Genomic DNA, 24,700 nt, shown 5'->3' on the forward strand with positions numbered 1-24,700 from the left:
AGTCTACGAGGGGCCACGGACATCGGCTCCGCTAGGGGCGATCCCCTCCCGTCGACGGGGCCGCAACGGCCCGCGGGACGGGGCCGTTCTCCCGCCGCAGGACCAGCCATGCGACGACCACGACGACCAGGAGGAGTGACGCCGCCGCCGGGGCGAGCCAGGCCGCACCGCGCTCGACCTGCTCGGGCGACAACGCCCAGACGCCGAGCGCCAGCGACTGGGCCACCAGCTGGATCACGACGAACCGCACCGCCGTCGGCCGGAGCGACCTCAGCGTGAGGCGAGCGGCCGCGGGCACCGTGAGGCTGAGCGCGGCGAGGATGTGGATCGCATGGACGAGCACGAGGGCGACCGCCGTCCGTTCCGGCGCCGGCTCGGACAGCAGCAGCCCGAACGGCAGGCAGGCCGCCCCCACCCATGTTGCGAGCGACCGGGGCAGCACGGCCCCCACGAGAGCCGCGACCACCGCCACACCCCGCCAGAACGGCGTGGGGTGCAGCACCAGCACGCCGAGCAGCACCAGAGCCACGGTCAGGACGCGCAGCGTCACTCCGGGCACCCAGGCGCCCACGTCGAACCCTCGCGTGCGAGCGGTCACCGCGCCACCCTCCGGCTCCGCTGCTGGCGCAACGCCGCCACCCGCAACGCCACGTCGACGCCGTCGTCTGCCCAGGCCACCACCTCGACCCCCGCGCGCCGGAGCTCGGCGAGGATGTCGGCGCGCTCGGCCAGCAGCGTGCGCAGGGCGATGCGCTGCTCCCTGGTGAGCCGTGCGCCGTCGAGCTGCGGCAGCACATCGATCGCGACGACGGCGTGACCGGCGGCCCGCCACTGCGTCGCGAGTCGCGCAGCCACCCCGTCGGCGAAGGTCGAGAGCACGAACACGATCGAGCCCGTCGGTACGACTGGCGAGCGCCGGTAGGACGAGTCGGCACTCGGACCCGTGGCGGCGACGGCGGCGCGCAGCCTCGCGAGGTGCCGGGCTCCCCCGCCGATCGGCACGCTGCGTCCGCCCGGCGAGAGCGCGTGGAACGCGACCCGATCCCCGGCTCCGACCGCGGCGGTCGCCACGGAAAGAGCCGCCTCGCGCGCGAGGTCGAGCGAGGTGACACCCGTGCGGTCAGGGTCGTCGGTCCCCCACGCGGCCACCACCGATCCGAGGTCCTCCGCCGTGTCCATCGCGATCACCACCGAGGAGTCGCTCAGCGCGTTCACCCGCCGCACCAGCAGGTCGCCGGGGCGTCGGGCGGCACGAGCCGTCGCGCGCCAATCCACCCTCCGCACCTCATCCCCGGGGACGAACGGGTGGATGTCGTGGAAGTCGCCGCCCTGGCCCGCGCGATGCCCCTCGTGCGAGCCGTTCAGCCCCGCGAGGCGCGGAGCCACCGGCAGCCGATCGATCCTCCTCGTCTTCGGTGCGGCGTTCCACCCGATCGCCGTGCGCGGTCCGCGGTCGGAGACCCAGGCGCCGTCGATCGCGGTGCCCCGGGCGATCAGCCCCATCAGCTCGACCGGCCCCGAATGCGACAGCCGCGTCCGAGCGGACAGCACCGCCGTGCCCGGCCGCACCTCCGCGAGCGCGGTGCGACGCCCCCGCCCCTCGACCGCGAGCTGCATGTGCTCGGCGTCGAGGTCGACGTCCGCGGTGACGCGCACCACGGCGTCCTCCCCCGCGTCGGGCGCAGCGTGCAGGGCGACCCGCAACTCCCCGTCGCGCGGACGGCGCAGCAGCGCCCACACCGCCGCGAGGGCGAGCGGCAGACCCACCGCGATCACGTCGGGGCGCGACAGCACCAGTCCGAGGCCCGCGAGCACGGCCGCCCCGGCGAGGCCGAGCGCGATCACGGGCGTCCGATGCCACGTCACCCCCGCGGATGCCGTCGTCGCGGTCTCGTCGGTCATCGCGCGGCCGCGACGGTCGGCGGCACCGGGGTGCGTTCGACCGCCGCCGCCACGACTCCACCCGGATCCACCCCCTGCGCCCAGGCCTGCGGAGTGAGTGTCAGCCGATGCGCCAGCACAGGGACGGCGACGCGTTTGACGTCGTCGGGCCGCACGTACGACCGCCCCTCGAGTGCCGCGACGCCCCTGGCGAGCAGCACGAGCGCCTGGGATCCGCGAGGCGAGGCACCCACCGACACGTTCACCGCCTCGCGGGTCGCCCTCGTCAGGTCCACGGCGTAGCGCACCACGTCCTGATCGACGTTGATGCGCTCGACCGCCGCCTGGAGCGCGAGCAGCCCCTCCGTGTCGACCACGGCGGGCACGCGGACGTCGGGGGTCTGCCGCCGCACCCTGTCGACGATGATGCGCGTCTCGTCGTCCGGGGCGGGGTAGCCCACGGTGAGGCGCACCATGAACCGGTCGAGCTGCGCCTCCGGCAGGGCGTAGGTCCCTTCGTACTCGATGGGGTTGGAGGTCGCGATCACGTGGAAGGGCTGCGGCAGTGGGAAACGGTTCCCCTCCACCGTGACCTGCCGCTCGGCCATCGCCTCGAGCATCGCGGACTGCGTCTTGGGCGTGGTGCGGTTCACCTCGTCGGCGAGGAGCAGACCCGTGAAGATCGGCCCGGGCCGGAAGACGAAGTCCCCCTCGGTCGGGGCGTACACGTACGAGCCCGTCACGTCGCCGGGCAGCATGTCCGGCGTGCACTGCAGCCGTCGGAACTCCAGTCCCAGCGCCTGGGCCAGGCTCCGCGCGGCCAGCGTCTTGCCGAGCCCCGGCACGTCCTCGAACAGCACGTGACCCCCGGCCAGGATCGCCGCGAGGGCGAGTGTGAGCGTCTCGTCCATACCGACGACGACGCTGCGCACCCCCTCCAGCACACGGCGACCCGTGGTCGCGATCTCGGTGGTCTCGTCCGTGGTCATGCTGTCTCCTCCGTGTCGGTGGGTATGCGTTCGAGCGCGTCCAACGCTCTCTCGATGTCGTCGCGCCGCACCTCGCGGCGGGACAGTCCCGCGCGGATGCCCTGGCCGAGCAGCGCGTCGATCGCCGCGTGGTCGGCGGGATCGTCGAGGTCGAGGCCGCGGTGCGCGAGCCGCCGGCGGAGCACGTTCTGCACGCGGCGCACGAGGATGGTCCCTGCAACGCCCGAACGCGTGTTGATCGCCCAGGCCAGCCGGGAGACCTCGGAGCCCCTGGCCTCGCGCGGCGGACGCTCGGGCGGCCAGAGGACGGGATCGTCGACCAGGACTCCGCGCAGCGCGAGGGACACCGCCGCGGCGACCGTCGTCCACGACACCGCGAACGCCAGCGGGACACCTGCGGCGCGCAGCCCCAGCACGAGGGCGACCGCGAGCAGCACACAGCCCGCGGCGATCGCGACGGTCCGCGCCCTCATCGCCACCCCTCCCTGATGCCGCGCAGGCTCGCGGCCGCGGCAGCGCGATCCGCCTCGTCGGCGACGCGGCCGCCGAAGCGCACCTGCTCGTAGAGACGGAGCAGCGTGATCACGTCGTCGCGGATGCCCGCCCGGCGCCCGACGATACGCACCGTGAACTCCGACGGCGTCTCCGTCGCCGAGCGGCCGGCCCCGGCATCCGCCGCCGACTCCTCCAGTCCGACCCAGGCGGAGACGATGGCGTCGGCGGCCCGCGGACGTTCCGCGATCGTTCGGAGCGCTGCGTCGACTCCCCGGCGGATGACCGCATCGTCGGGCGCCGCCTCGACCACGGGCCCCCCGGACGCGGCGTCCGGGACGACCGCGTCCGTGCGCCGCAGGGGACGATCGCGCCACAGATCACGGAGGCGGCGGGCGGCCCACCGTGCCACGACCACGAGCACCAGCACCGCGACGGCGGCGAGCAGCGCTCCGAACACGACGCCGAGGATGTTCTGCAGCACCGAGTCCTCCGGCGGCTCCAGCTCCGGGAGGGGCGAGCTCGTCGTCTCGGGGACGACGACCGCGTCGGGCTGCTGTTCCGGCGGGGGCGGCGACGACGGCGCGAACTGCGGCTGCCCCTGAAGCGCCGCGGCGAGCATCAGCAGAGCGAAGAGACCGACCACCCCGCCGAGGAGCAGGATCCGGCGGAGTGTTCCGCGACCGCTCGCGCGCAGGGCTCCGCGAGTGGGGGCCTCGGTGCGCGACATGAGTCCACCCTAGGGTCGGGCGCGGCGCGGGCGTGGTCAGGCGGACGGCGCTGCCGTGGAGCCGCTGTCGAGCCGGCGCCCGGCGAAAGCGCCGAGTCCGTCGCGGAGCGCACCGACCTCCTGGATGCTCATGCCGACGGCGCGCATGACCTGCACGGGCACGTCGACAGCGCGAGCACGCAGCGCCAGGCCCGCCTCCGTGAGCGTGATCTCGAGCCGACGCTCGTCCTCGGCGCTGCGCTGTCGTGCCACGAGGCCGTCCGTCTCCAGGCGCTTGACGAGGGGCGAGGCCGTCGCCGGCTCCAGCGCGAGGTCTGCGGCGAGGTCGTTGAGGGTGCGCGGCGCCCTTTCCCACAGCGCGAGCATGACCAGGTACTGCGGATGCGTCAGTCCCAGCGGCTCCAGGATCGGGCGGTAGATCGCCACGATGTTGCGAGCGGCCGTGACGATCGCGAAGCACAACTGGTTCTCGAGGCGGAGCAGGTCGTCGGAGGCGGTCACGGATCGACTATATATCTGCACGAATCATTAGTACACTAATGAACATGTCGAACGACTCCACTCGGCCCCCGCTTCGCACCCGCATCCGCGAGGCCGGGGGCCTCTACACCTGGGTCAACACCAACCTGGTCCGTCTCGCCGGTCCCGCGTCCGTCGGACCGTACGAGAAGACGCCGCCTCCCAGCGCTGCCGAGCGCGCCGAGCGGGCCTGCCCGCTGTGCGGGGCGCCGATGACACAGCACGAGATCGACCGATCGGGTCCGAAGACCCTGGTGCACTGCCCCTAGCCCTCGTCGGAAGCCGCCTCCACCGCGGCGCCCGTCGACTCGCGCGCGACATCGAGCCACAGCATCAGCGCGGCATCGTCCTCGATCGCCGACGGCGCGACGTCGAGCCACCCGGAACTCATGGTGCGCGAGCCCATCACCGCGCGAGAGACCCCCGCTTCCGTGAGCATCGCCGCCCCGTTCTCGTCGTCCACGCGGACGAGGAGCACACCGCCCGTGCGCGCGCCGACCAGGATGCGCCCGCCGTCCAGGAACGCCTTGGTTCCGAACATCCGGCGCTCCTCGATCGCGTCGTCCGCGCTCAGCAGCGCCCGGATCCGATCGGCGAGGTCGTTCCCTGCGTCATCCATCGCCACTCCACTCAGGCGTGCCCGGCCCGCTCCATCGAGCGGAGCTCCTTCTTGAGGTCTTGCACCTCATCGCGCAGGCGCCCGGCGAGCTCGAACTTCAGCTCGGCGGCCGCCGCGAGCATCTGATCGGTCAGATCCTGGATCGTCGCCTCGAGCTGCTGCGCCCCCTCGGCCGCGATGCCCGTGCGCCGGAGGTTCGGCGTCGGCGACTTGCCCTTGCCCGAGGCCCGGCCACGGCCCGACATCAGGTCGGCGGTGTCGGCGCCCTCGCGGGCGAGCACCTCGGTGATGTCGGCGATCCGCTTGCGCAGGGGCTGCGGGTCGATGCCGTTCTCCTTGTTGTACGCGATCTGCTTCTCGCGACGGCGGTCGGTCTCCTCGATGGCCTTCGCCATGGAGTCGGTCATGTTGTCGGCGTACATGTGCACCTCACCCGAGACGTTTCGCGCGGCACGGCCGATCGTCTGGATGAGCGAGGTGCCGGAGCGGAGGAAGCCCTCCTTGTCGGCGTCGAGGATCGCCACCAGCGACACCTCGGGCAGGTCGAGGCCCTCACGCAGCAGGTTGATGCCCACGAGCACGTCGTACACGCCGGCGCGCAGCTCACTGAGCAGTTCCACTCGGCGGAGCGTGTCGACGTCGGAGTGCAGGTAGCGGACCCGCACGCCGTGTTCACCGAGGAAGTCGGTGAGTTCCTCGGCCATCTTCTTCGTCAGCGTCGTGACGAGTACGCGCTCATCGCGCTCGACCCGAAGCCGGATCTCTTCGAGCAGGTCGTCGATCTGCCCCTTCGACGGCTTCACGATGATCTCCGGGTCGACCAGACCCGTCGGGCGGATGATCTGCTCCACCACGCCGTCGGCGATGCCCATCTCGTACTTGCCCGGCGTCGCCGACAGGTACACGGTCTGCCCGATGCGGTTCTTGAACTCGTCCCACCGCAGCGGGCGGTTGTCCATCGCGCTGGGCAGCCGGAAGCCGTGGTCGACCAGCGTGCGCTTGCGGGAGGCATCGCCCTCGTACATCGCGCCGATCTGCGGCACCGTGACGTGCGACTCGTCGATCACCAGCAGGAAATCGTCGGGGAAGAAGTCGAGCAGCGTGTGCGGGGGCTCGCCCGGCATGCGGCCGTCCATGTGCCGCGAGTAGTTCTCGATCCCCGAGCAGAAGCCGAGCTGCTGCAGCATCTCCAGGTCGAACGTGGTGCGCATGCGGAGACGCTGCGCCTCGAGCAGCTTGCCCTGGCGCTCGAACTCCTTCAGCCGCTCCTCCAGCTCGTGCTCGATCGTGCCGATGGAGCGCTGGATCACGTCGGTTCCGGCGACGTAGTGCGACGCGGGGAAGATCGGCACGGCGTCGAGCTTCTCGATCACCTCGCCGGTGAGCGGGTGCAGCGAGTACAGCGCCTCGATCTCGTCGCCGAACAGCTCGATGCGGATCGCGTGCTCCTCGTAGACGGGGATGATCTCGATCGTGTCGCCGCGCACCCGGAAGTTGCCCCGCGAGAAGTCGACGTCGTTGCGGTTGTACTGCATCGCGATGAACTGCCGGATGAGCGCGTCGCGGTCGTACCGCTCCCCCACCTGCAGCGCCACCATGGCTCGCAGGTACTCCTCGGGCGCGCCGAGGCCGTAGATGCACGACACCGTCGACACCACGACCACGTCGCGCCGGCTCAGCAGCGAGTTGGTGGTGGAGTGTCGGAGCCGCTCGACCTCGGCGTTGATCGACGAGTCCTTCTCGATGAAGGTGTCCGTCTGCGGCACATACGCCTCTGGCTGGTAGTAGTCGTAGTACGAGACGAAGTACTCCACCGCGTTGTTCGGCATGAGCTCGCGGAACTCGTTGGCGAGCTGGGCGGCGAGGGTCTTGTTGTGCGCGAGCACCAGCGTGGGACGCTGCACCTGCTCGATCAGCCACGCCGTCGTCGCGGACTTGCCGGTACCCGTGGCGCCGAGGAGGACGATGTCGGTCTCGCCCGCGTTGATGCGCGAGGCGAGGTCGGCGATGGCCTGCGGCTGATCACCGGCCGGGGCGTACTCGCTGATGACCTCGAAGGGACGGACACTGCGCGTGGGCTGCATGCTTCCAGCGTAGGCCGCCCCTCCGACATCGGGGCCGGGTCAGGCGACCAGGACCGCCGTCTCCGCCGAGGGCTCGGTGGTCGCGGTCGCACTCCCGCCGTTGAGGAGCGTCATGGTCGCGGTCGAGCGCAGTTCGCCGGGCGCCGAGCCGATCACGTTGAAGCTCAGCGCGTCGCCGAAGCTCGACGGCGTCCTGATGAAGGTGAAGCTCGTGGCGGTGGAGCCGCCGACGGGCTGCGGCACCCAGGCCCCGAACGACGACGCGGGGTCGAGCGTGACGGGAGAGGAGAACGTGACGACCACGACGAGCGAGCCACCGGCGGGCGGACTCATCCAGGGGTTCGCCCGATAGCTGATCTGGGTGCTGAAGGTGGCGCGCAGGCCACCGCTCGCCGCGACCAGGCTGGTGAACGCGCCCTGCGCCTCCGCGTCCCAGTAGTAGTTCGCCGTGCTGTTCGGGACGACGGTCGCGCTGGCTGCCGCCAGCGGCGCAGCGACGGCCACCGCGATGACGGGGGCCGACCAGGCCGCTCCCTTGATCAGAGTCCGACGCGAGATGCCATGGCTCGACTGAGTCACTTCTTCCACTCCCCAGCGCGCGGAAAAAAGCTCTCCCCCAGCAGACCATCCCCTGGTGCGTCCCCACGCCCTTCCAGAATATCGGCGACGTTCTGCGCACCTGGAGAAATGCTGAACGTCCGGTCGGTCAGCCGGTGCGGAGGCGCTCCCACAGCGCGTCGGCCTGCGCGACCGTCTCGGCGAGAGCGCCGCCGGTCTCGATCACCACGTCGGCGATCGCCAGACGCTTCTCGTCGGACACCTGCGCGCCGATGCGCTCGCGGGCGGCAGCCTCGTCCATGCCCCGCAGCTCGACCAGCCGACGCAGACGCTCCTCCGCCGGGGCATGCGCGACCACGATCAGGTCCCACGGGTCGTCGACCCTCGCCTCCACCAGCAACGGCACGTCGTACACCACCACCGCGTGCGGATCGGCGGCGAGCGCGTCCGTGAAGCGGCGCTGCGACTCGTCGCGCACGGCGGGGTGCACGATCGCGTTCAGCTGCGCCAGCTGCTCCGGGTCGCCGAACACCCGCGCGCCCAGCGCCGGCCGATCCAGGGAGCCGTCCTCCGCGATGACCTCCGGGCCGAACACCTCGGCGATCCGCTCCAGCACCGGCGACCCGGGCGCCTGCACGTCGCGCACGATCGCGTCCGCATCCACGATGATCGCTCCGTGCTCCGCGAGACGACGGGCGATGGTCGACTTCCCGGAGGCGATGCCACCGGTGAGGGCGATGAGGGGCATGACGTCAGTCTAGGTTCCCCGCCACGGGCCTCAGCGCGCGAGCAACTGCCGTCGCGAGCTGATCACGCCGGTGTCGAATCCCGCGAGATGCAGTCCGCCGTGGAAGCGTGCGTGCTCGATCTTGATGCACCGGTCCATCACCACCGCGAGCCCCGCGGCCTCGGCGATCGTGGCGGCCTCCTCGTTCCACGACCCGAGCTGGAGCCACAGGGTCGAGGCCCCCGCGTCGATCGCCTCCTGCGCCACGCCCGGCAGGTCGTCGTGGCGACGGAACACGTCCACGATGTCCGGCCGCACGGGAAGGTCCGCGAGGGAGGCGTAGACGGGCTGTCCGAGGATCTCGGTCTCCCGCGGGTTCACCAGGTACACGTCGTAGGCCGTGCTGGACAGCAGGTAGGTCGCGACGAAGAACGACGCCCGTGCCGGGTTGTTCGACGCTCCGACGATCGCGATGGTCCTCGCCCGGCGGAGCAGCGCGAACCGCTCCTGCTGCGTGGGCCCCGTCCACGTGCGACCAGGGGCGGGCGCGGCCGCGGGAAGGGCGCAGCTCTGCCCGTCCGCGGGCGCCGCCGGAAGAGCGCAGGCGTCGCCGGTCGAGGTCGTGGCGCTCATCGGGTGACTCCCGTCGCGATGGTGAGGGCCTGATCCAGGTCCCAGAGGATGTCGTCCGCGTCTTCCAGCCCGACCGAGATGCGGATCAGATCGGGACGCACCCCGGCGTCCGCGAGCTGCTCCTCGGTGAGCTGGCGGTGCGTGGTCGAGGCCGGGTGGATCACCAGGGTCCTGGCGTCGCCGATGTTCGCCAGGTGCGACGCGAGCTGCAGGTTCTCGATCAGCTTCTCCCCCGCGGCACGCCCGTCGTCCGCGGCCACCCCGAACGCGAACACGGAGCCGGGACCGAGCGGGAGGTACTTCGCCGCACGCTCGTGATGCGGATGATCCTCCAGACCCGCCCACGTGACGTAGGCGACCCGCGGGTCGGATGCCAGCCAGTCCGCGACGACCCGGGCGTTGGCGAGGTGCGCGTCGATGCGCTGCGGCAGCGTCTCGATGCCCTGCAGCAGGGTGAACGCCGACTGCGGGCTCAGCGCCGGCCCGATGTCGCGCAGCTGCTCGGAGCGGAGCTTGGTGAGGAAGCCGTACTCGCCGAAGTTGTCCCACCACCGGATGCCGCCGTACGACGCGACGGGCTCCGTCATCTGCGGGAACTTCCCGTTGCCCCAGTCGAAGGTGCCCTTCTCGATCACGACACCGCCGAGGGTGGTCCCGTGGCCGCCGAGGAACTTGGTGACCGAGTGGATCACGATGTCCGCACCGTGCTCGAGCGGACGCGCCAGGTAGGGCGTGGCGAGCGTCGCGTCCACGACGAGCGGGACGCCCGCCGCATGGGCGACCGCGGCGAGACCCTCGATATCCGCGATCTCGCCGGAGGGGTTGCCGATCATCTCGACGTACACGACCTTCGTCTCCGGACGGATCGCCGCGGCGAAGTCGACAGGGTCGGTCGAGGCGACGAACGTGGTCTCGACGCCGAAGCGGCGCAGGGTCACGTCGAGCTGCGTCACCGTGCCGCCGTAGAGCTGTGCCGCGGCGACGACGTGGTCCCCGGCCCCGACGAGGGCCGCGAAGGTGAGGAACTCCGCGCTCATGCCCGAGGCGGTCGCGACGGCCCCGATGCCGCCCTCCAGCGAGGCCAGGCGCTCCTCGAGCGCGGCGACCGTGGGGTTGCCGATGCGCGAGTAGATGTTGCCGTACTTCTGCAGAGCGAACAGGTTTCCGGCGTCCGCCGCGTCGTCGAACACGAACGACGTTGTCTGGTAGATCGGCACCGCCCGTGCGCCCGTCGATGCGTCCGGCGTGCCGCCGGCGTGCAGGGCCCTGGTGCGGAACCCGAAGCGATGTTCTTCCGTCATGATGTCCTCAGTTCGGCGGCGGAGAGCACGTCGGCGATGTCGTCGACGGCCCACGGGTTCTGCAGCGAGGTGGTGTCCCCGAGGGGGCGGGGCACTCGACCGGCTCGACGGTCGTGCTCGGCCTCCCACAACTCTGCCAGCAGTCGGCGCATGATCTTGCCGGAGCGGGTCTTCGGCAGATCAGGCACGACGACGATGTGTCGGGGCTTCGCGACCGGGCCGATCGCCCGTGCGACCTGCTCGCGCAGCGTGGCCGGTTCGACCTCCGCCCGGCCGGACGGGGTCACGTACGCCACGACGGCCTGTCCGGTGACGGCGTCCGGCACTCCGGCCGAGCCCGCCTCGCCGACGGTGTCGTGGGCCACGAGGGCGGATTCGATCTCGATCGTGGAGAGCCGGTGACCCGACACGTTCACGACGTCGTCGAGCCGGCCGAGGATCCAGATGTACCCGTCCGCATCCCTCGTGGCTCCGTCACCCGCGACGTAGTAGCCGCCGTGCTCGCCCCGGCCGGCGTACGCCGACCAGTACGCGTCGCGATAGCGCTGCGGGTTGCTCCACACCGTCCGCGCCATGCCGGGCCACGGCCGCCGGACCACGAGCGTGCCCGACTGACCGGCGGCGACCTCGTCGCCGTGCTCGTCCACCACGGCCACGTCGATGCCGGGCAGCGGGACCGAGGCGGAACCCGGCTTGAGCGCCGTCACCCCCGGCAGCGGCGCGATCATCGCGGCCCCCGTCTCCGACTGCCACCACGTGTCGATCACGGGCAGCTCATCGCGGCCGAAGGCGCGGCGGAACCACACCCAGGCCTCCGGGTTGATGGCCTCGCCGACCGTGCCCAGCAGACGCAGCGAGGACAGGTCGTGACCCGCGGGGAGGTCCGCGCCGAACCAGGTCATGAACGTGCGGATGAGCGTCGGGGCCGTGTAGTACACAGTGACGCCGTACCGTTCGATGATCTCGAGGTGCCGCTCGCGATGCGGGGCGTCCGGCGTGCCCTCGTAGATCACCTGCGTCAGACCGTTCGACAGTGGCCCGTAGATCTCGTACGTGTGCGCGGTGACCCAGGCCAGGTCGGCTGTGCACCAGTGCACGTCGTCCGGCTTCGCGTCGAAATGCGCCCAGTGCGCCCAGCTCGCGTGCGTCAGGTAGCCGCCGGACGTGTGCACAAGCCCCTTGGGCTTCCCGGTGGTGCCGGAGGTGTAGATCACGAAGAGCGGATGCTCCGCGTCGAACGCCTCCGCGTCGTGGACCGGCGAGGCCGTGTCGACCACGTCGTGCCACCACACGTCTCTGCCCTCGGTCCACGGCACGTCCTGGCCCGTGCGGCGCAGCACGAGGACGTGCTCCAGGGTGTCCAGGCCCGCTGCCGCACGGTCGGCGGTGGATTTGACCTCGGTCGCGGCACCGCGGCGGAAGTGCCCGTCGCTGGTGACGAGGAGCTTCGCACCGGTGTCCTCGAGCCGGAAGCGCACGGCCTCCGCCGAGAACCCGCCGAACACGAGCGAGTGGACGGCGCCGATGCGCGCACACGCCAGGGTGACCACCACCGTCTCCACGAGCACCGGCAGGTAGATCACGACCCGGTCGCCCGCGCCGATGCCGAGCGCCGTGAGGGCGTTCGCGGCGCGGGACACTCGGCGCAGCAGGTCGGCGTACGTCACCGACTCCCGGTCGCCGGGCTCGCCCTCGAAGTGCAGCGCGACCCGGTCTCCGCGGCCCGCGGCGACATGGCGGTCGAGGCAGTTCACGGCCACGTTGAGCCGTCCGCCGACGAACCACCGCGCGGCGGGAACGCGCCCGTCGATCGGGGGCTCCCACTCGTGCGCGGTGTGCCACGGTGCAGACCACTCCAGCCGCCGTGCGGCTTCCTCCCAGAACGCGGTGGGGTCGGCGGCCGCCCTGGCGTAGGCCTCGGCGGTCACGTTGGCGTCCGGGAACAGCGGTGACGGCGGGTAGACGCGCGTCTCGTGCAGCCGGGCCTCGGTCGCGGTCACGTCCATCGCCGCAGCAGGTACTTCTCGACCAGCGCGAGCACCCCGTTGGTGAGGGTGCCGAGCAGGGCCAGCAGCACGATCGACAGCAGGATCCGGTCCACGCGGCCGCTGTTCTGGGAGTCGGTCAGCAGGAAGCCGAGCCCCATCGACGACGCGATGAGCTCCGCAGCGACGAGGAACAGCCACGCCTGAGCCAGGGCGAGCCGCAGTCCGGACACGACGGAGGGGATCACGGCGGGCAGCTGCACCACCCGGAACAGCGACCATCCGCGCAGGCTGAACGAGCGGCCGGCCTCGACCAGCTGCGGATCGACGTGTCGCAGGGCCGAGGCGACGGTGGTGTACACGGGGAAGAAGGCACCGATCGCGATCAGGGTGACCTTCGACTCCTCGCCGATCTGCATCCACAGGATGAGCAGCGGCACCCAGGCGAGCGAGGGCACGGCCCGCAGCGCAGCGAGCGTGGGACTCAGCAGCACGTCGCCGAGGCGCGAGAGACCGACGATCCCGGCGACCGCGAGACCGATCACCGAGCCGATCGCGAAGCCGAGCAGCACGCGCTGCACGGAGATCGCGATGTGCGTCCACAGTTCTCCGCGCTGTGCGAGTTCGACACCGGCCGTCACGACCGAGGCGGGTGCGGGCAGCCGGTAGGGCGGCACGATCCCGGTCGCGGTCACGTACTGCCAGGCGCCGAGGATCAGCAGCGGGAGCACGAGCCCGGCGATGACCCGCACGGCCGGGCGGTTCCACCCGTGCCCCGCGCCGGTCGGACGCCGGTGCTCGCCCTTCGCGACGTCGAGCGCGTCCCGCGAGTCCGCCGGGACGATCACCCGCTGGTCGAGATCGGTCACTCGTCCCCGACCGCCTTCTTCGCGAACGTGTCGTTCACGATCGACGAGAGCGCCTTGTCGACCGACGCCTGGCCTCCCTGCACGTCGCCGGACTCGGCGAGCACGGGCGCGATCTTCTCGAGCACCGCGAGCTGGTCGTCTCCGGGGATGCCGCTCACGTCGAGGTTCGAGCGCTCCTGGATCACGGTGGTGGCGACCTCGACGTCGATGCCCGCGACCTCCGCGAGCAGCGCCGCCGTCTCCTCGGGGTTCTGCAGAGCCCACTCGCGCGCCTGCTCGTAGGCGTCGACGACGGCCTGGGCGAGGTCGGGGTGCTCGGTGAGGAAGTCCTCCGTGGCGTTGAGGAAGCCGTAGGTGTTGAAGTCGACGTTGCGGTAGACGAGCGTGTCCCCCGACTCGACCTCGGCGGCTGCCATGATCGGGTCGAGCCCGGCCCACGCGTCCACCGAGCCGCCGTCGAGCGCGGCGCGACCGTCGGCGTGCTGCAGGTTCTGCACCTCGACGTCGGACAGGGAGAGGCCCGCCTCGTCCAGCGCCTGCAGCAGGAAGAAGTAGGGGTCGGTGCCCTTGGTGGCCGCGACCGAGGCGCCCTTCAGGTCTTCGACCGAGGTGATGTCGCTGTCGGGTCCGACGACGATCGCCGACCACTCCGGCTGCGAGAAGATGTCGATCACCTGGATGGGCGAGCCGTTGGCGCGGGCGAGCAGCGCCGCGGATCCCGCGGTCGAGCCGACATCGACCGAGCCGGAGCGGAGCAGCTCGTTCGCCTTGTTGGAGCCGGCGGACTGCACCCACTCGACCGTCACGTCGTCGCCCAGGATGTCCTCCAGGATCCCCTGGTCGCGCACGACGAGGCTGAGCGGGTTGTAGGTGGCGAAGTCGATGGAGAGGGTGTCGGACGACCACTCGGCGTCGGCCGCCGGTGCGGTGTCGGTGTCGGTGTCGGCGGTCGCATTCTCGCCCGCGACGCAGCCGGTCGCGACGAGCATCATCGTCCCGGCGAGCGCGATCGCGGGGATGATTCGGCGGGTGATGGTGCTCATCGGGTCTCCTCGGTGCTGCGGTGGTGGGTGTCGACGCCGAGTCCCTCGAGGAGGTCGGCGCGCAGGTCGGCGAGGCCGCGGTCGGCGCGGTCGCGGGGTCGGGCTCCCGGCACCTCGATCGTGCGGGCGACGGAGGCGTGGTCGTGGTCGCCGAGGGTGCGCAGCAGCAGCACGCGGTCGGCGAGGTAGAGGGCCTCTTCCACGTCGTGCGTCACGAGGAGCACGGTGGTGGGCTCGGCTGCGTGGATCTTCAGCAGCAGGTCGTGCATGCGCAGGCGCGTGAGGGCGTCGAGCGCGCCGAAGGGCTCGTCGAGCAGCAGCACGGAGGGGTTGCGGGCGAGGGCTCGCGCGAGGGATGCCCGCTGCGCCATGCCCCCGGAAACCTCACGCGGGCGCTGATCGGCGGCATGGTCGAGTCCCACCAGGTGCAGCAGCTCCTGCACGCGCGCGCGTCCCGCTCGACGCCCGGTGCCTCGCGGCAGGCCGAGCTCGACGTTCTGTGCGATCGTCCGCCAGGGCAGCAGCCGCGGCTCCTGGAAGGCGACCGCGGTGCGCTCGTCCACGTCGGCGACCGCGGTGCCCCCGATGCGGATGCTGCCGCGGCTCGGCGCATCGAGTCCGCCCACGAGACGCAGGAGAGTCGACTTGCCGCACCCGGAGGGGCCGACGACGGCGACGATCTCCCCCGCGCGGATGTCCAGGTCGATGCCGCGCAGCACCTGGCGGGTGCCTCGTGCGATCGGGAAGGACCGTTCGACGGCGTCGAGTCGCACGTCCTGCGCCGTCGCTGCGGTCGTCGTGACGTCGGCGGTGCGCGACGCGGGCAGCAGGGCGGTCATAGGCCCATGCTGGCGGAGCGGCTCTTGTGTTACGAATGCGGTCGTAATGTTCCGTCACGCAGCGGATCGCCACCGAATCCGGTACGCGAAAAGGGCCGCCACGCCCGCCGTGAGGCGGGGTGACGGCCCTTCTCGGAATGTTACTTAGGAGTTGCCGCCCGAGAGCTTCTCGCGCAGAGCGGCGAGAGCCTCGTCATCGGCGAGCGTGCCGGCACCGGCCGACTCGCTCGAGAAGGACTGGCCACCGAAGTCGTCGCCGGCCGCAGCCTCGGCCTCGGCCGCCTTGGCGACCTGAGCCTTGTGCGCCTCCCAGCGAGCCTGGGCCGCAGCGTACTCCTGCTCCCATGCCTCGCGCTGGGCGTCGAAGCCTTCCTTCCACGCACCGGTCTCGGCGTCGAAGCCCTCCGGGTACTTGTACTCGCCGTTCTCGTCGTACTCGGCGAGCATGCCGTACAGGGCCGGGTCGAACTCGGTGCCGTTGGGGTCGACCGACTCGTTGGCCTGCTTCAGCGACAGCGAGATGCGGCGACGCTCGAGGTCGATGTCGATGACCTTGACGAAGACCTCTTCGCCGACCGACACAACCTGCTCGGCCAGCTCGACGTGCTTGCTGGAGAGCTCGGAGATGTGGACCAGGCCCTCGATGCCGTCTGCGACGCGCACGAACGCACCGAACGGGACGAGCTTGGTGACCTTACCCGGCGTGACCTGACCGATCGCGTGGGTGCGGGCGAAGACCTGCCACGGGTCCTCCTGCGTCGCCTTCAGCGACAGGGAGACGCGCTCGCGGTCGAGGTCGACCTCGAGGATCTCGACGGTGACCTCCTGGCCCACCTCGACGACCTCGGAGGCGTGCTCGATGTGCTTCCAGGACAGCTCGGAGACGTGCACGAGACCGTCCACGCCGCCCAGGTCGACGAACGCACCGAAGTTGACGATCGACGAGACGACACCCTTGCGGACCTGACCCTTGTGCAGGTTGTTCAGGAACGTGGTGCGCGACTCCGACTGCGTCTGCTCGAGCAGCGCGCGGCGGCTGAGGACGACGTTGTTGCGGTTCTTGTCGAGCTCGAGGATCTTCGCCTCGATCTCCTGGCCGAGGTACGGCGTGAGGTCGCGCACGCGGCGCAGCTCGATGAGCGACGCCGGGAGGAAGCCACGGAGGCCGATGTCGACGATGAGTCCACCCTTGACGACCTCGATGACCGTACCGGTGACGACGCCGTCGTTCTCCTTGATCTTCTCGACGTCTCCCCAGGCGCGCTCGTACTGGGCGCGCTTCTTGGAGAGGATCAGGCGGCCTTCCTTGTCCTCCTTCTGGAGAACGAGGGCCTCGACCTGGTCGCCGACGGCGACGACCTCGTTGGGGTCGACGTCGTGCTTGATCGAGAGCTCGCGCGAGGGGATGACGCCCTCGGTCTTGTAGCCGACATCGAGGAGGACCTCATCGCGGTCGATCTTGACGATCGTGCCCTCGATGATGTCGCCGTCGTTGAAGAACTTCAGGGTCTTCTCGACCGCGGCCAGGAAGTCCTCAGCAGATCCGATGTCGTTGATGGCGACCTGCTTGGTGGCCGGGGCGGTCGTTGCGGTAGTCATGTAGTGGGTTGTCCTTGTTGAATGGATACTCGGGCTGGAAGCGCGGCCGCGCACGGCCGACAGCATGCTTCACAGCGGTTGGATTGTGATTGTTCGGCACCTGGGCATGCGCATGCACGCCACGAGTGACGATTCAGGCTATCAGAAGAAGCGATCCGCCCGCGAGCGGAGAGTTCGCCGCTCCCCTGTGGACAACCGCGACGCCCGACCCCGCATTCCCCGTACCGTGACCGGGTGATCCCGTCATCCACCATCCGGCTCCGTGCGACGCTCACCGCCGCGCTCGTCGCCACGCTCCTCAGCCTCGCCGCCTGCGCACAAACCCCGCACACGACCCCGAGCCCCACCGCCACCCCGCTGTTCGCGAACAAGGAAGATGCTTTCGCCGCCGCCGAAGCAACGTATCGCGCGTATACCGATGCATCCAACGCGACGATCCTCACCGACGCCACCACTTTCGACGCGGTGTTCGCCTGGCTGCGGGCGGACGCTCTCGACTCCGCCCGCAAGAACTTCAGCGAGTACTACGCCAGCGGTGTTACGCGGACCGGAGCATCGTCATTCGATCACTTCACCCCCAGCAGCTACGATGCCGAGACTCGGACAGTCGTCGTCCATCTCTGCATTGATGTTTCCAGTGTTGATGTTCTGGATGCGGAGGGTCACTCTGTCGTGCCCGCGGACAGGCCCCCTCGGCGGGCCGTAGAAGTGACGATGATTTCAGCCGATACAGCGACACGGTTGGCAATCTCCTCCGCGATTCCAACGGACATGTTGACGTGCTAGCGAGATCGCGCGGCCTGTCGCTTGCCATCGTGCTCATGATGGCCACGAACACACCCCCGCCACAGATCGGTTCGGAAGCGTCGTGGTCGTCGAGTCTCGATGACTCAGAGGTCACCGTGTCGGCGTCACAGACTCGTCCCGGCTCATCCCCCGTCGAAGCCACCCCCGACGCACGCCACACGGGCACGCCCCGTCGCTACCCCCGCCCGGACCAGAACCGTCAGTCCGACGTGTGCGCGGGCATAGCCGATGAACGATGCCGCGCCACGGCGCCTCAGACTCCTCCCGCACCCCGGCCTGCTGCCCCGGGTCCCGCGCTCACGATCACCGATGTCGCCCAGTTCGCGCCGGACCCGGCCGCCACCAGCGCCGAGCCGTCCAACATCGGCGTCGCCGGACTCCCCACGAACTTCCTCACCCCCACCGCCCCTCCGGCCCGCACCGGCACTCTCCTGGGCACGCCCATCACCGTGCGCTTCACGCCGGTCCGCTACGACTTCGTTTACGGCGACGGCACGACCGCATCCACCACGACGCCGGGACTCCCGTGGGCCGCGCTCCGTCAATCCCAGCTCACCCCCACCCCCACCAGCCACGTGTACCGCGCCCGCGGCACCTACACCGCCACCACCGCCGTCCACTACACCGCCGAGCTCGACACCGGCAGCGGCTGGGTGCCCCTCCCCGGCGAGCTCACCATCCCCGGGCCCGGCCAGGCCATCCGCATCTATGAGGCCACCACAGCGCTCGTCCGTCACACGTGCACCGAGCAACCCACCGCCCCCGGCTGCTGACCCGTGCGCACGCACGCTCTACCCTGAAGCCATGCCCCGCGCCGAACGCCTCATGCTGCTCGACACCGCCAGTCTGTATTTCCGCGCCTTCTACGGCGTGCCCGACAAGGTGACCGCCCCGGACGGCTCCCCCATCAACGCCGCGCGCGGACTGCTCGACATCGTCGCGAAGCTCATCACCCTGTATCAGCCGACGCACGTGGTCGCCTGCTGGGACGACGACTGGCGGCCGCAGTGGCGCGTCGACCTGATCCCGAGCTACAAGACGCACCGCGTGGTGGAGGTCGTGGCCGGTGCGCCGGACGTCGAGGAGGTGCCCGATCCCCTCGAGGCGCAGATCCCGCTCATCCGCGAGACCCTCGCCGCCATCGGGATCCCGATCGTCGGTGTGGCCGAGCACGAGGCCGACGACGTGATCGGCACCCTGGCGACGCACGCATCCATGCCGGTCGACATCGTGACGGGCGATCGCGACCTCTTCCAGCTCGTCGACGACGCCGCCGACGTCCGGGTCATTTATACGGCGCGCGGCATGAGCAACCTCGAGGTGGTCACCGACGCCACCGTCGTCGCCAAGTACGGGGTGCTCCCGTCGCAGTATGCCGACTTCGCCACGATGCGAGGAGATGCGTCCGACGGCCTCCCCGGCGTCGCCGGGGTGGGCGAGAAGACGGCGGCCACGCTGCTGGGGGTGCACGGCGACCTGGTGGGGATCCGGGAGGCGGCGGAGGCGGGTGAGGGCATGAGCGCAGGGGTGCGCGCCAAGATCCTCGCAGCGACGGCCTACCTCGATGTCGCACCGACCGTCGTGGCCGTGGCGACGGATCTCCCGATCGCCACACCGGACGTCCCCCTCCGTGCCCTGTCGGAGAGCGAGGTCACGACGGCGACGGCACTGGCGGAGAGGTGGAACCTCGGCGGCTCGATGACGCGGGCGGTCACCGCGGTGACGGAGGCCGCACGCGCAGCGACCGAGGAGTGAGCGTCACTCCGCCCAGGCGAGCAGGCGGGACAGACCCCAGGTGGTGACGATGCGCGACGCGGGCACTCCCGCACGCTCGGCGCGTTCGGCACCGTAGTCCAGCAGCGAGAGCTGTCCCGGCGCGTGGGCGTCGGAGTCGATCGAGAAGAGACACCCGGCTTCCAAAGCGATCGCGATCAACTCGTCGGGTGGATCCTGTCGCTCCGGTCGCGAGTTGATCTCCACGGCCACGCCGTTCTCGGCACAGGCGGCGAAAACCGCCGCAGCGTCAAAGGCCGACGGCGGGCGCGTCCCCCGGTCGCCCTGCACGAGCCGGCCGGTGCAGTGGCCGAGCACATTGACGCGTGGATGCGAGACGGCGGCGATCATGCGCGCGGTCATGGGCCTGGCGTCCATGCGCAGCTTCGAGTGCACGGAGGCGACCACGATGTCGAGTTCCCGGAGGAGATCGTCGTCCTGGTCGAGAGACCCGTCTTCGAGGATGTCCACCTCGATGCCCGCGAGCAGCGTGAAACCGTCGCCGGACTGCGCCCGCACGAGCGGCATCTGCTCCCGCAGCCGTTCGGCGGAGAGGCCACGCGCCACCCGCAGACGCGGCGAGTGATCGGTGATCGCCTGATACTCGTGCCCCTGGGCTCGAGCGGCGGCGGCCATCACCTCGATGGATGTGGTGCCGTCCGACCAGTCGGTGTGGGCATGCAGGTCGCCGCGCAGTCGGCCCCGCAGCTCCGAGACCCGCTCGGGTTCGACCTCGCCGCGCAGCTCTACGAGGTACTCGGGGATGCGGCCCTCCTGGGCCTGGCGGATCACGGCGAACGTCGACTCCCCGATCCCCCGTGCGGCGCGAAGCCGGGTGGGGTCGTTCCGCACGTCCTCGGGGAGATCCTCGAACGTGGCGGCTGCCTGTCGGAACGCCTTCGCCCGATACCGCGATGCCCGCTCGCGCTCGAGCAGCGAGGCGATCTCGAGGAGGGCGTCGACGGGCTCCATGGTCACTCCTCGACGGCGGCCAGTTCGCGGCTCGCACCGATCCACGCGTCGAGCTTCGCGAGGGCCCGCCCGTCGTCCACCGCCGCGGACGCGCGAGCGTATCCCTCACGCAGACGCTCCAGGATCGGCCGCTGCACCTGCGTGGCGTCCTGCGAGAGCTCGAACGCGACGATCCCGGCCGCGGCGTTGAGCAGCACGATGTCACGCACGGGCCCGGTCTCACCCGCGAGCGTGCGTCGCAGCACGTCCGCGTTGTGCTCGGGCGAGCCGCCGATCAGGTCGGCGAGGTCGGCGAGCGGGATGCCGAGGTCGCGCGGATCCAGGTCGTGCTCGTGGATGTCGCCTCTGGTCACCTCCCAGATGCGACTGTGACCGGTCGTGGTGAGCTCGTCCAGCCCGTCGTCTCCGCGGAACACGAGGGCGGTGGCGCCGCGGGTGCGGAAGACGCCGGTGATGAGCGGGACCCGCTCCATCTGCGCCACCCCCACCGCGTTCGCTTCGGCTCGTGCGGGGTTGCAGAGCGGGCCGAGCATGTTGAACACGGTCGGAACGCCGAGCTGCGCGCGCACAGCTCCCGCGTGCTTGAAACCGGGATGGAACGCCCCGGCCCACGCGAAGGTGATCCCGGTCCGGTCGAGGATCGAGGCCACGGCAGCGGGGTCCAGCGAGAGCTCCAGGCCGAGCGCGCCGAGCACGTCGGAGGAGCCGGATGCCGAGCTCGCAGCGCGATTGCCGTGCTTGACGACAGGGACTCCGGTGGCGCCGATGATGATGGCCGCGGTCGTGGACACGTTGACGGTCCCGACGCGGTCGCCGCCCGTTCCGACGATGTCGAGAACGTCCGGCGAGACCGGGAGAGGAACGGCCGCCTCGAGGATCGCGTCCCGGAAGCCGACGATCTCGTCGATGGTCTCCCCCTTGGCCCTGAGTGCGATGAGGAACCCCGCGAGCTGCGCCTCGGTGACCGAGCCCGACATGATCTGGCGCATCGCCCAGGTGGATTCCCAGACGCTGAGGTCCCGACGCTCCAGAAGGGTGGTGAGCACATCGGACCAGGTCAGGGATTCAGCCATGTGTGCGATCCTATCGGCGCGGAGAAAACGTGCAGATCGATCCGCGCTTCCGCGCAGAGGTACCGCGACCGCCGTTTCCCGCGGATTCACCGATGATTCGCAGTGATCTCTTAGGGTCCCCTAAGTCACCCACGAGGGATTCGACGGCCGTGGGTGCAAGAATCACGTCCGCGGATCGGCCATAATGGAGGGGTGACGACCTCAGCGACGTATGCCCCGGCGGCGAGAACGATCAAGCGGCCCAACCCGGTAGCTGTCGGCACCATTGTGTGGCTCGGCAGCGAGGTGATGTTCTTCGCGGGACTCTTCGCGATCTACTTCACGCTCCGCAGCACTTCACCCGAGCTCTGGGCCGACCGTACCGAGCTTCTGAACGTGCCGTTCGCGGCCGTCAACACGGCGATCCTCGTGCTCTCGTCGTTCACGTGCCAGATGGGCGTGTTCGCAGCCGAGGACCTCCAGCCCTACCGCATCGCGAAGGGCCAGAAGAACGGCGCCGGTCGCCGTCGTCTGTTCGGCTGGGGCATGGTCGAGTGGTTCTTCCTCACCTTCGCCCTCGGCGCGATCTTCGTCTCCGGCCAGGTCTGGGAGTACGCGCAGCTGGTTGCGGAGGGCATGCCCATCCAGGCCGACTCGTACGCCTCGGCCTTCTACCTGACGACCGGCTTCCACGCCCTGCACGTCACCGGCGGTCTCGTCGCGTTCCTCCTCGTCATCGGCCGCGCGTACGCCGTCAAGAACTTCCGGCACAAGGAGGCGACGTCCTCGATCGTGGTGTCTTACTACTGGCACTTCGTCGACGTCGTCTGGATCGTGCTGTTCTTCGTTATCTACTTCCTGAAATAAGAGCGGAGCTGATCCCCGAGATGGCACGAGAGAAGAAGCGCCGTTCGAGCGGTCGTCGCAGCCCACTGGCGGCGGCCGCGCTCATCGGAGCTGGACTGATGATCACGGGCGCCGTGTACGCAGGAGCGTCCGCCGCCTTCGCGGCCAACGACGCCCCTAGCGCGGCGACGCAGTTGACGGTGGAAGACGGCGAGAAGCTGTTCCAGGCGAACTGCGCCACCTGTCACGGCCTCGACCTGCAGGGCACCCCCAACGGACCGAGCCTCTACGGCGTCGGCGAGCTGGCTGTGGAGTTCCAGGTGTCGACCGGCCGCATGCCGCTGCAGATGCAGGGCCCGCAGGCACCGCAGAAGGAGCCGCAGTTCACCGAGGAGCAGATCCTCGCGATGTCGGCCTACGTGCAGTCCGAGGCCCCCGGTCCGACGTTCCCGTCCGACCGCATCCTGGACGGCGAGGGAGACGTCGCGCACGGTGCCGAGCTCTTCCGCGTCAACTGCGCGATGTGCCACAACGTCGCGGCCGCCGGTGGTGCTCTGACCGAGGGCAAGTACGCCCCCGCGATCACCGAGACCAGCGCGCTGCACATCTATGCCGCCATGGTCACCGGCCCGCAGAACATGCCGGTCTTCGGCGACATGAACCTGTCCGACGAGGACAAGCGCGACATCATCTCGGCCCTGCTCTTCCAGCAGCAGTCGGTGCAGATCGGTGGCTTCTCGCTGGGGTCGCTCGGCCCGGTTTCCGAGGGCCTGTTCGTGTGGATCTTCGGTATCGGCGCTCTGGTCGCCATCACCGTGTGGATCACGGCGAAGTCCAACTGACGCATATTCATCGAAGAGGAACGTACGAGGAGCACCATGGCACACGACGACGACTCGCAGGCTCTTGACAGGGCCTACCAGCCCTCTCCGGGGCTGGGTGTCGCAGTCAGCGATCCCGTGCAGAACCCCGGGCTGCCGCCGCACCGCGAGCGGATGACCGATAAGGACCCGCGCGCTGAGAAGGCTGCGGTCCGTACCGTCTACACGCTGTTCTACCTGTCGCTCGCCGGCAGCATCTGGGCGGTCGCCGCCTACATGCTGTTCCCGATCGAGAGCGGCGCGCTCATCGACATCCGGCAGAACAACCTCTTCATCGGTCTGGGCATCGCTCTCGCGCTGCTCGCCCTCGGCATCGGCGCGATCCACTGGTCGAAGGCGCTCATGTCCGACAAGGAGCACGTCGAGCTGCGCCACCCCACGCGGGGCAAGGACTCGACGCGCGAGGCCGCCATCAAGGCGTTCGCCGACGCCAACGAGGAGTCCGGATTCGGCCGCCGCACCATGATCCGCAACTCGCTGTTCGCGGCGATCGTGGCGTCGATCATCCCCGGAGTCACGCTGTTCCGCGGTCTCGCACCGCATTCCACGCCGGACGACCCGACCAAGGGCGACCCGGTGGCGCTGCTGAAGCACACGATGTGGGACAAGGGGATGCGCCTGGTGCGCGACCCCGACGGTACGCCGATCCGCGCCGCCGACGTCACGCTCGGCTCTGCCTTCCACGTCATCCCCGAGGACCTCGCCGAACTCGGCCACGACGAGGGCTACCTCGAGGAGAAGGCCAAGGCCATCGTGCTGATGATGCGGCTGCGGCCCGAGCAGCTGATCGAGGCCGAGGACCGCAAGGACTGGTCGTACGACGGCATCGTGGCCTACTCCAAGGTCTGCACCCACGTCGGCTGCCCGGTGGCTCTGTACGAGCAGCAGACGCACCACCTGCTGTGCCCGTGCCACCAGTCGCAGTTCGACGTCACCGACCACGCGAAGGTCATCTTCGGACCGGCCGCCCGTCCGCTTCCGCAGCTGCCCATCACCGTGGATGACGAGGGCTACCTCATCGCACGCAGCGACTTCACCGAACCCGTCGGCCCGAGCTTCTGGGAGCGCCATTGAGCACCGCAACGCTGTCCAAGGACGAGAAGGACACCAAGGCGCCTCTCGGCGGCCGCTTCGTCGGCGCCGCATCGAACTACATCGATGAGCGCACCAGCCTCTCCGGCTTCGTCAAGGAGCTCGGTCGCAAGATCTTCCCCGACCACTGGTCGTTCATGCTCGGTGAGATCGCCCTGTGGAGCTTCGTCGTCGTGTTCCTCTCCGGAACCTTCCTGACGTTCTTCTTCCAGGCCTCGATGGTCGAGACGCACTACACGGGCGCATACGCCCCCATGCGCGGAATCGCGATGTCCTCGGCTCTCGAGTCGACGCTGCACATCTCGTTCGACCTGCGCGGTGGGCTCCTGGTCCGCCAGATCCACCACTGGGCCGCGCTGGTCTTCATCGCGGGTATCGGCGTGCACATGCTGCGGGTGTTCTTCACCGG

26 protein-coding genes and 1 pseudogene are annotated in these 24,700 nt (G+C 70.1%); 8 read left to right on the plus strand and 19 right to left on the minus strand.

From position 1 onward, the window contains the following. Window positions 1-31 precede the first annotated feature (31 nt). The 6 genes from DW299_RS10370 to DW299_RS10395 are packed head-to-tail and all read right to left on the minus strand — an operon-like array spanning window position 32 to window position 4,593. A complete protein-coding gene (locus tag DW299_RS10370; RefSeq protein WP_136036529.1) occupies window positions 32-598 on the minus strand; it encodes a hypothetical protein in 567 nt (188 codons plus the stop codon). Beyond that, window positions 595-1,902, minus strand: coding sequence for a DUF58 domain-containing protein (locus DW299_RS10375; RefSeq protein WP_136036530.1), 1,308 nt, complete (start codon window positions 1,900-1,902; stop codon window positions 595-597). Before DW299_RS10375 ends, DW299_RS10370 begins: the two co-directional genes overlap by 4 nt. Further along, complete coding sequence (locus tag DW299_RS10380) at window positions 1,899-2,870, minus strand: AAA family ATPase (RefSeq protein ID WP_136036531.1); 972 nt, start codon at window positions 2,868-2,870, stop codon at window positions 1,899-1,901. Before DW299_RS10380 ends, DW299_RS10375 begins: the two co-directional genes overlap by 4 nt. Next, window positions 2,867-3,343, minus strand: a complete 477-nt coding sequence (locus tag DW299_RS10385; protein WP_240745375.1) for a hypothetical protein — start codon at window positions 3,341-3,343, stop codon at window positions 2,867-2,869. The genes DW299_RS10380 and DW299_RS10385 overlap by 4 nt, the downstream gene beginning before the upstream one ends. Continuing rightward, entirely contained in the window at window positions 3,340-4,092 is a 753-nt protein-coding gene (locus DW299_RS10390) for a DUF4129 domain-containing protein (protein ID WP_136036533.1), read from the minus strand. The genes DW299_RS10385 and DW299_RS10390 overlap by 4 nt, the downstream gene beginning before the upstream one ends. A gap of 36 nt (window positions 4,093-4,128) precedes the next feature. Then, window positions 4,129-4,593, minus strand: coding sequence for a MarR family winged helix-turn-helix transcriptional regulator (locus tag DW299_RS10395; RefSeq protein WP_136036534.1), 465 nt, complete (start codon window positions 4,591-4,593; stop codon window positions 4,129-4,131). Window positions 4,594-4,637: 44 nt separating this feature from the next. Between DW299_RS10395 and DW299_RS10400 the strand changes: the two genes are divergently transcribed. Beyond that, a complete protein-coding gene (locus DW299_RS10400) occupies window positions 4,638-4,880 on the plus strand; it encodes a hypothetical protein (protein ID WP_205812731.1) in 243 nt (80 codons plus the stop codon). Here the strand turns inward: DW299_RS10400 and DW299_RS10405 are convergent. From DW299_RS10405 to rpsA, 11 genes are all read right to left on the minus strand, one after another. Continuing rightward, window positions 4,877-5,230, minus strand: coding sequence for a TfoX/Sxy family protein (locus DW299_RS10405; protein ID WP_206253332.1), 354 nt, complete (start codon window positions 5,228-5,230; stop codon window positions 4,877-4,879). The two genes, DW299_RS10400 and DW299_RS10405, sit on opposite strands and share 4 nt — an antisense overlap. A gap of 11 nt (window positions 5,231-5,241) precedes the next feature. Then, complete coding sequence (gene uvrB / locus DW299_RS10410; RefSeq protein ID WP_136028809.1) at window positions 5,242-7,314, minus strand: excinuclease ABC subunit UvrB; 2,073 nt, start codon at window positions 7,312-7,314, stop codon at window positions 5,242-5,244. A gap of 39 nt (window positions 7,315-7,353) precedes the next feature. Further along, a complete protein-coding gene (locus DW299_RS10415; RefSeq protein ID WP_168442771.1) occupies window positions 7,354-7,893 on the minus strand; it encodes a hypothetical protein in 540 nt (179 codons plus the stop codon). A 127-nt stretch (window positions 7,894-8,020) separates the two neighbouring features. Continuing rightward, window positions 8,021-8,620 (minus strand): dephospho-CoA kinase, encoded by a 600-nt coding sequence (gene coaE, locus DW299_RS10420; protein WP_136028805.1) that lies wholly within the window; start codon window positions 8,618-8,620, stop codon window positions 8,021-8,023. A 30-nt stretch (window positions 8,621-8,650) separates the two neighbouring features. After that, window positions 8,651-9,232, minus strand: a complete 582-nt coding sequence (locus DW299_RS10425; protein ID WP_136028803.1) for a CoA-binding protein — start codon at window positions 9,230-9,232, stop codon at window positions 8,651-8,653. After that, window positions 9,229-10,533, minus strand: coding sequence for an O-acetylhomoserine aminocarboxypropyltransferase/cysteine synthase family protein (locus DW299_RS10430; protein ID WP_136036535.1), 1,305 nt, complete (start codon window positions 10,531-10,533; stop codon window positions 9,229-9,231). Before DW299_RS10430 ends, DW299_RS10425 begins: the two co-directional genes overlap by 4 nt. Then, entirely contained in the window at window positions 10,530-12,539 is a 2,010-nt protein-coding gene (gene acs / locus DW299_RS10435; protein ID WP_136036536.1) for an acetate--CoA ligase, read from the minus strand. Before acs ends, DW299_RS10430 begins: the two co-directional genes overlap by 4 nt. Continuing rightward, entirely contained in the window at window positions 12,530-13,387 is an 858-nt protein-coding gene (locus DW299_RS10440; RefSeq protein ID WP_136028798.1) for an ABC transporter permease, read from the minus strand. The genes acs and DW299_RS10440 overlap by 10 nt, the downstream gene beginning before the upstream one ends. Further along, entirely contained in the window at window positions 13,384-14,430 is a 1,047-nt protein-coding gene (locus DW299_RS10445) for an aliphatic sulfonate ABC transporter substrate-binding protein (RefSeq protein ID WP_136036537.1), read from the minus strand. The genes DW299_RS10440 and DW299_RS10445 overlap by 4 nt, the downstream gene beginning before the upstream one ends. Continuing rightward, the gene (locus tag DW299_RS10450; RefSeq protein WP_136036538.1) at window positions 14,427-15,269 is read right to left on the minus strand and encodes an ABC transporter ATP-binding protein; all 843 of its coding nucleotides are present in this window, start codon (window positions 15,267-15,269) and stop codon (window positions 14,427-14,429) included. The genes DW299_RS10445 and DW299_RS10450 overlap by 4 nt, the downstream gene beginning before the upstream one ends. Before the next feature lie 144 nt (window positions 15,270-15,413). After that, window positions 15,414-16,868 carry a 30S ribosomal protein S1 gene (gene rpsA / locus DW299_RS10455; protein ID WP_136028795.1) on the minus strand — a complete coding sequence of 485 codons (1,455 nt, stop codon included), beginning with the start codon at window positions 16,866-16,868 and terminating at the stop codon, window positions 15,414-15,416. A gap of 234 nt (window positions 16,869-17,102) precedes the next feature. Between rpsA and DW299_RS10460 the strand changes: the two genes are divergently transcribed. The 3 genes from DW299_RS10460 (at window position 17,103) to DW299_RS10470 (ending at window position 19,430) form a co-directional block, all read left to right on the plus strand. Next, complete coding sequence (locus DW299_RS10460; protein ID WP_136036539.1) at window positions 17,103-17,654, plus strand: hypothetical protein; 552 nt, start codon at window positions 17,103-17,105, stop codon at window positions 17,652-17,654. 230 nt (window positions 17,655-17,884) lie between these two features. After that, window positions 17,885-18,448: a hypothetical protein gene (locus DW299_RS10465; RefSeq protein ID WP_136036540.1), complete on the plus strand. Its 564-nt coding sequence runs from the start codon at window positions 17,885-17,887 to the stop codon at window positions 18,446-18,448. A 31-nt stretch (window positions 18,449-18,479) separates the two neighbouring features. Beyond that, window positions 18,480-19,430 carry a 5'-3' exonuclease gene (locus DW299_RS10470; RefSeq protein WP_136036541.1) on the plus strand — a complete coding sequence of 317 codons (951 nt, stop codon included), beginning with the start codon at window positions 18,480-18,482 and terminating at the stop codon, window positions 19,428-19,430. A gap of 3 nt (window positions 19,431-19,433) precedes the next feature. Here the strand turns inward: DW299_RS10470 and DW299_RS10475 are convergent, their stop codons facing one another. Then, window positions 19,434-20,420 carry a PHP domain-containing protein gene (locus tag DW299_RS10475; protein ID WP_205814370.1) on the minus strand — a complete coding sequence of 329 codons (987 nt, stop codon included), beginning with the start codon at window positions 20,418-20,420 and terminating at the stop codon, window positions 19,434-19,436. 2 nt (window positions 20,421-20,422) lie between these two features. Next, window positions 20,423-21,493 carry an anthranilate phosphoribosyltransferase gene (trpD, locus tag DW299_RS10480; protein ID WP_136036543.1) on the minus strand — a complete coding sequence of 357 codons (1,071 nt, stop codon included), beginning with the start codon at window positions 21,491-21,493 and terminating at the stop codon, window positions 20,423-20,425. A 192-nt stretch (window positions 21,494-21,685) separates the two neighbouring features. Here trpD and ctaE point away from each other — a divergent pair, with 192 nt between their 5' ends. The 4 genes and pseudogenes from ctaE to DW299_RS10500 all read left to right on the plus strand — a co-directional run. Further along, the gene (gene ctaE, locus DW299_RS10485) at window positions 21,686-22,339 is read left to right on the plus strand and encodes an aa3-type cytochrome oxidase subunit III (RefSeq protein ID WP_136028789.1); all 654 of its coding nucleotides are present in this window, start codon (window positions 21,686-21,688) and stop codon (window positions 22,337-22,339) included. 20 nt (window positions 22,340-22,359) lie between these two features. Further along, window positions 22,360-23,160, plus strand: a complete 801-nt coding sequence (gene qcrC / locus DW299_RS10490; protein WP_136028788.1) for a cytochrome bc1 complex diheme cytochrome c subunit — start codon at window positions 22,360-22,362, stop codon at window positions 23,158-23,160. Between the two features lie 36 nt (window positions 23,161-23,196). After that, window positions 23,197-24,273 carry a cytochrome bc1 complex Rieske iron-sulfur subunit gene (gene qcrA, locus DW299_RS10495; RefSeq protein WP_136028787.1) on the plus strand — a complete coding sequence of 359 codons (1,077 nt, stop codon included), beginning with the start codon at window positions 23,197-23,199 and terminating at the stop codon, window positions 24,271-24,273. Further along, window positions 24,270-24,700, plus strand: a pseudogene (locus DW299_RS10500) (cytochrome bc1 complex cytochrome b subunit); the annotation flags it as partial. The gene qcrA and the pseudogene DW299_RS10500, both read left to right, overlap by 4 nt.

The sequence above is a fragment of the Microbacterium sp. K35 genome, assembly GCF_004794375.1.
Lineage (GTDB): Bacteria > Actinomycetota > Actinomycetes > Actinomycetales > Microbacteriaceae > Microbacterium > Microbacterium sufflavum.

Bases quoted from the DNA above. Each gene is read 5' to 3' on its own strand.
- DW299_RS10375 (WP_136036530.1), bottom strand. From the start codon at position 1,902: ATGACCGACGAGACCGCGACGACGGCATCCGCGGGGGTGACGTGGCAT.
- qcrC (WP_136028788.1), top strand. From the start codon at position 22,360: ATGGCACGAGAGAAGAAGCGCCGTTCGAGCGGTCGTCGCAGCCCACTG.
- DW299_RS10390 (WP_136036533.1), bottom strand. From the start codon at position 4,092: ATGTCGCGCACCGAGGCCCCCACTCGCGGAGCCCTGCGCGCGAGCGGT.
- trpD (WP_136036543.1), bottom strand. From the start codon at position 21,493: ATGGCTGAATCCCTGACCTGGTCCGATGTGCTCACCACCCTTCTGGAG.
- DW299_RS10430 (WP_136036535.1), bottom strand. From the start codon at position 10,533: ATGACGGAAGAACATCGCTTCGGGTTCCGCACCAGGGCCCTGCACGCC.
- DW299_RS10400 (WP_205812731.1), top strand. From the start codon at position 4,638: ATGTCGAACGACTCCACTCGGCCCCCGCTTCGCACCCGCATCCGCGAG.
- DW299_RS10380 (WP_136036531.1), bottom strand. From the start codon at position 2,870: ATGACCACGGACGAGACCACCGAGATCGCGACCACGGGTCGCCGTGTG.
- qcrA (WP_136028787.1), top strand. From the start codon at position 23,197: ATGGCACACGACGACGACTCGCAGGCTCTTGACAGGGCCTACCAGCCC.
- acs (WP_136036536.1), bottom strand. From the start codon at position 12,539: ATGGACGTGACCGCGACCGAGGCCCGGCTGCACGAGACGCGCGTCTAC.
- uvrB (WP_136028809.1), bottom strand. From the start codon at position 7,314: ATGCAGCCCACGCGCAGTGTCCGTCCCTTCGAGGTCATCAGCGAGTAC.
- DW299_RS10475 (WP_205814370.1), bottom strand. From the start codon at position 20,420: ATGGAGCCCGTCGACGCCCTCCTCGAGATCGCCTCGCTGCTCGAGCGC.
- rpsA (WP_136028795.1), bottom strand. From the start codon at position 16,868: ATGACTACCGCAACGACCGCCCCGGCCACCAAGCAGGTCGCCATCAAC.
- DW299_RS10385 (WP_240745375.1), bottom strand. From the start codon at position 3,343: ATGAGGGCGCGGACCGTCGCGATCGCCGCGGGCTGTGTGCTGCTCGCG.
- DW299_RS10470 (WP_136036541.1), top strand. From the start codon at position 18,480: ATGCCCCGCGCCGAACGCCTCATGCTGCTCGACACCGCCAGTCTGTAT.
- DW299_RS10405 (WP_206253332.1), bottom strand. From the start codon at position 5,230: ATGGATGACGCAGGGAACGACCTCGCCGATCGGATCCGGGCGCTGCTG.
- coaE (WP_136028805.1), bottom strand. From the start codon at position 8,620: ATGCCCCTCATCGCCCTCACCGGTGGCATCGCCTCCGGGAAGTCGACC.
- DW299_RS10450 (WP_136036538.1), bottom strand. From the start codon at position 15,269: ATGACCGCCCTGCTGCCCGCGTCGCGCACCGCCGACGTCACGACGACC.
- DW299_RS10445 (WP_136036537.1), bottom strand. From the start codon at position 14,430: ATGAGCACCATCACCCGCCGAATCATCCCCGCGATCGCGCTCGCCGGG.
- DW299_RS10425 (WP_136028803.1), bottom strand. From the start codon at position 9,232: ATGAGCGCCACGACCTCGACCGGCGACGCCTGCGCTCTTCCGGCGGCG.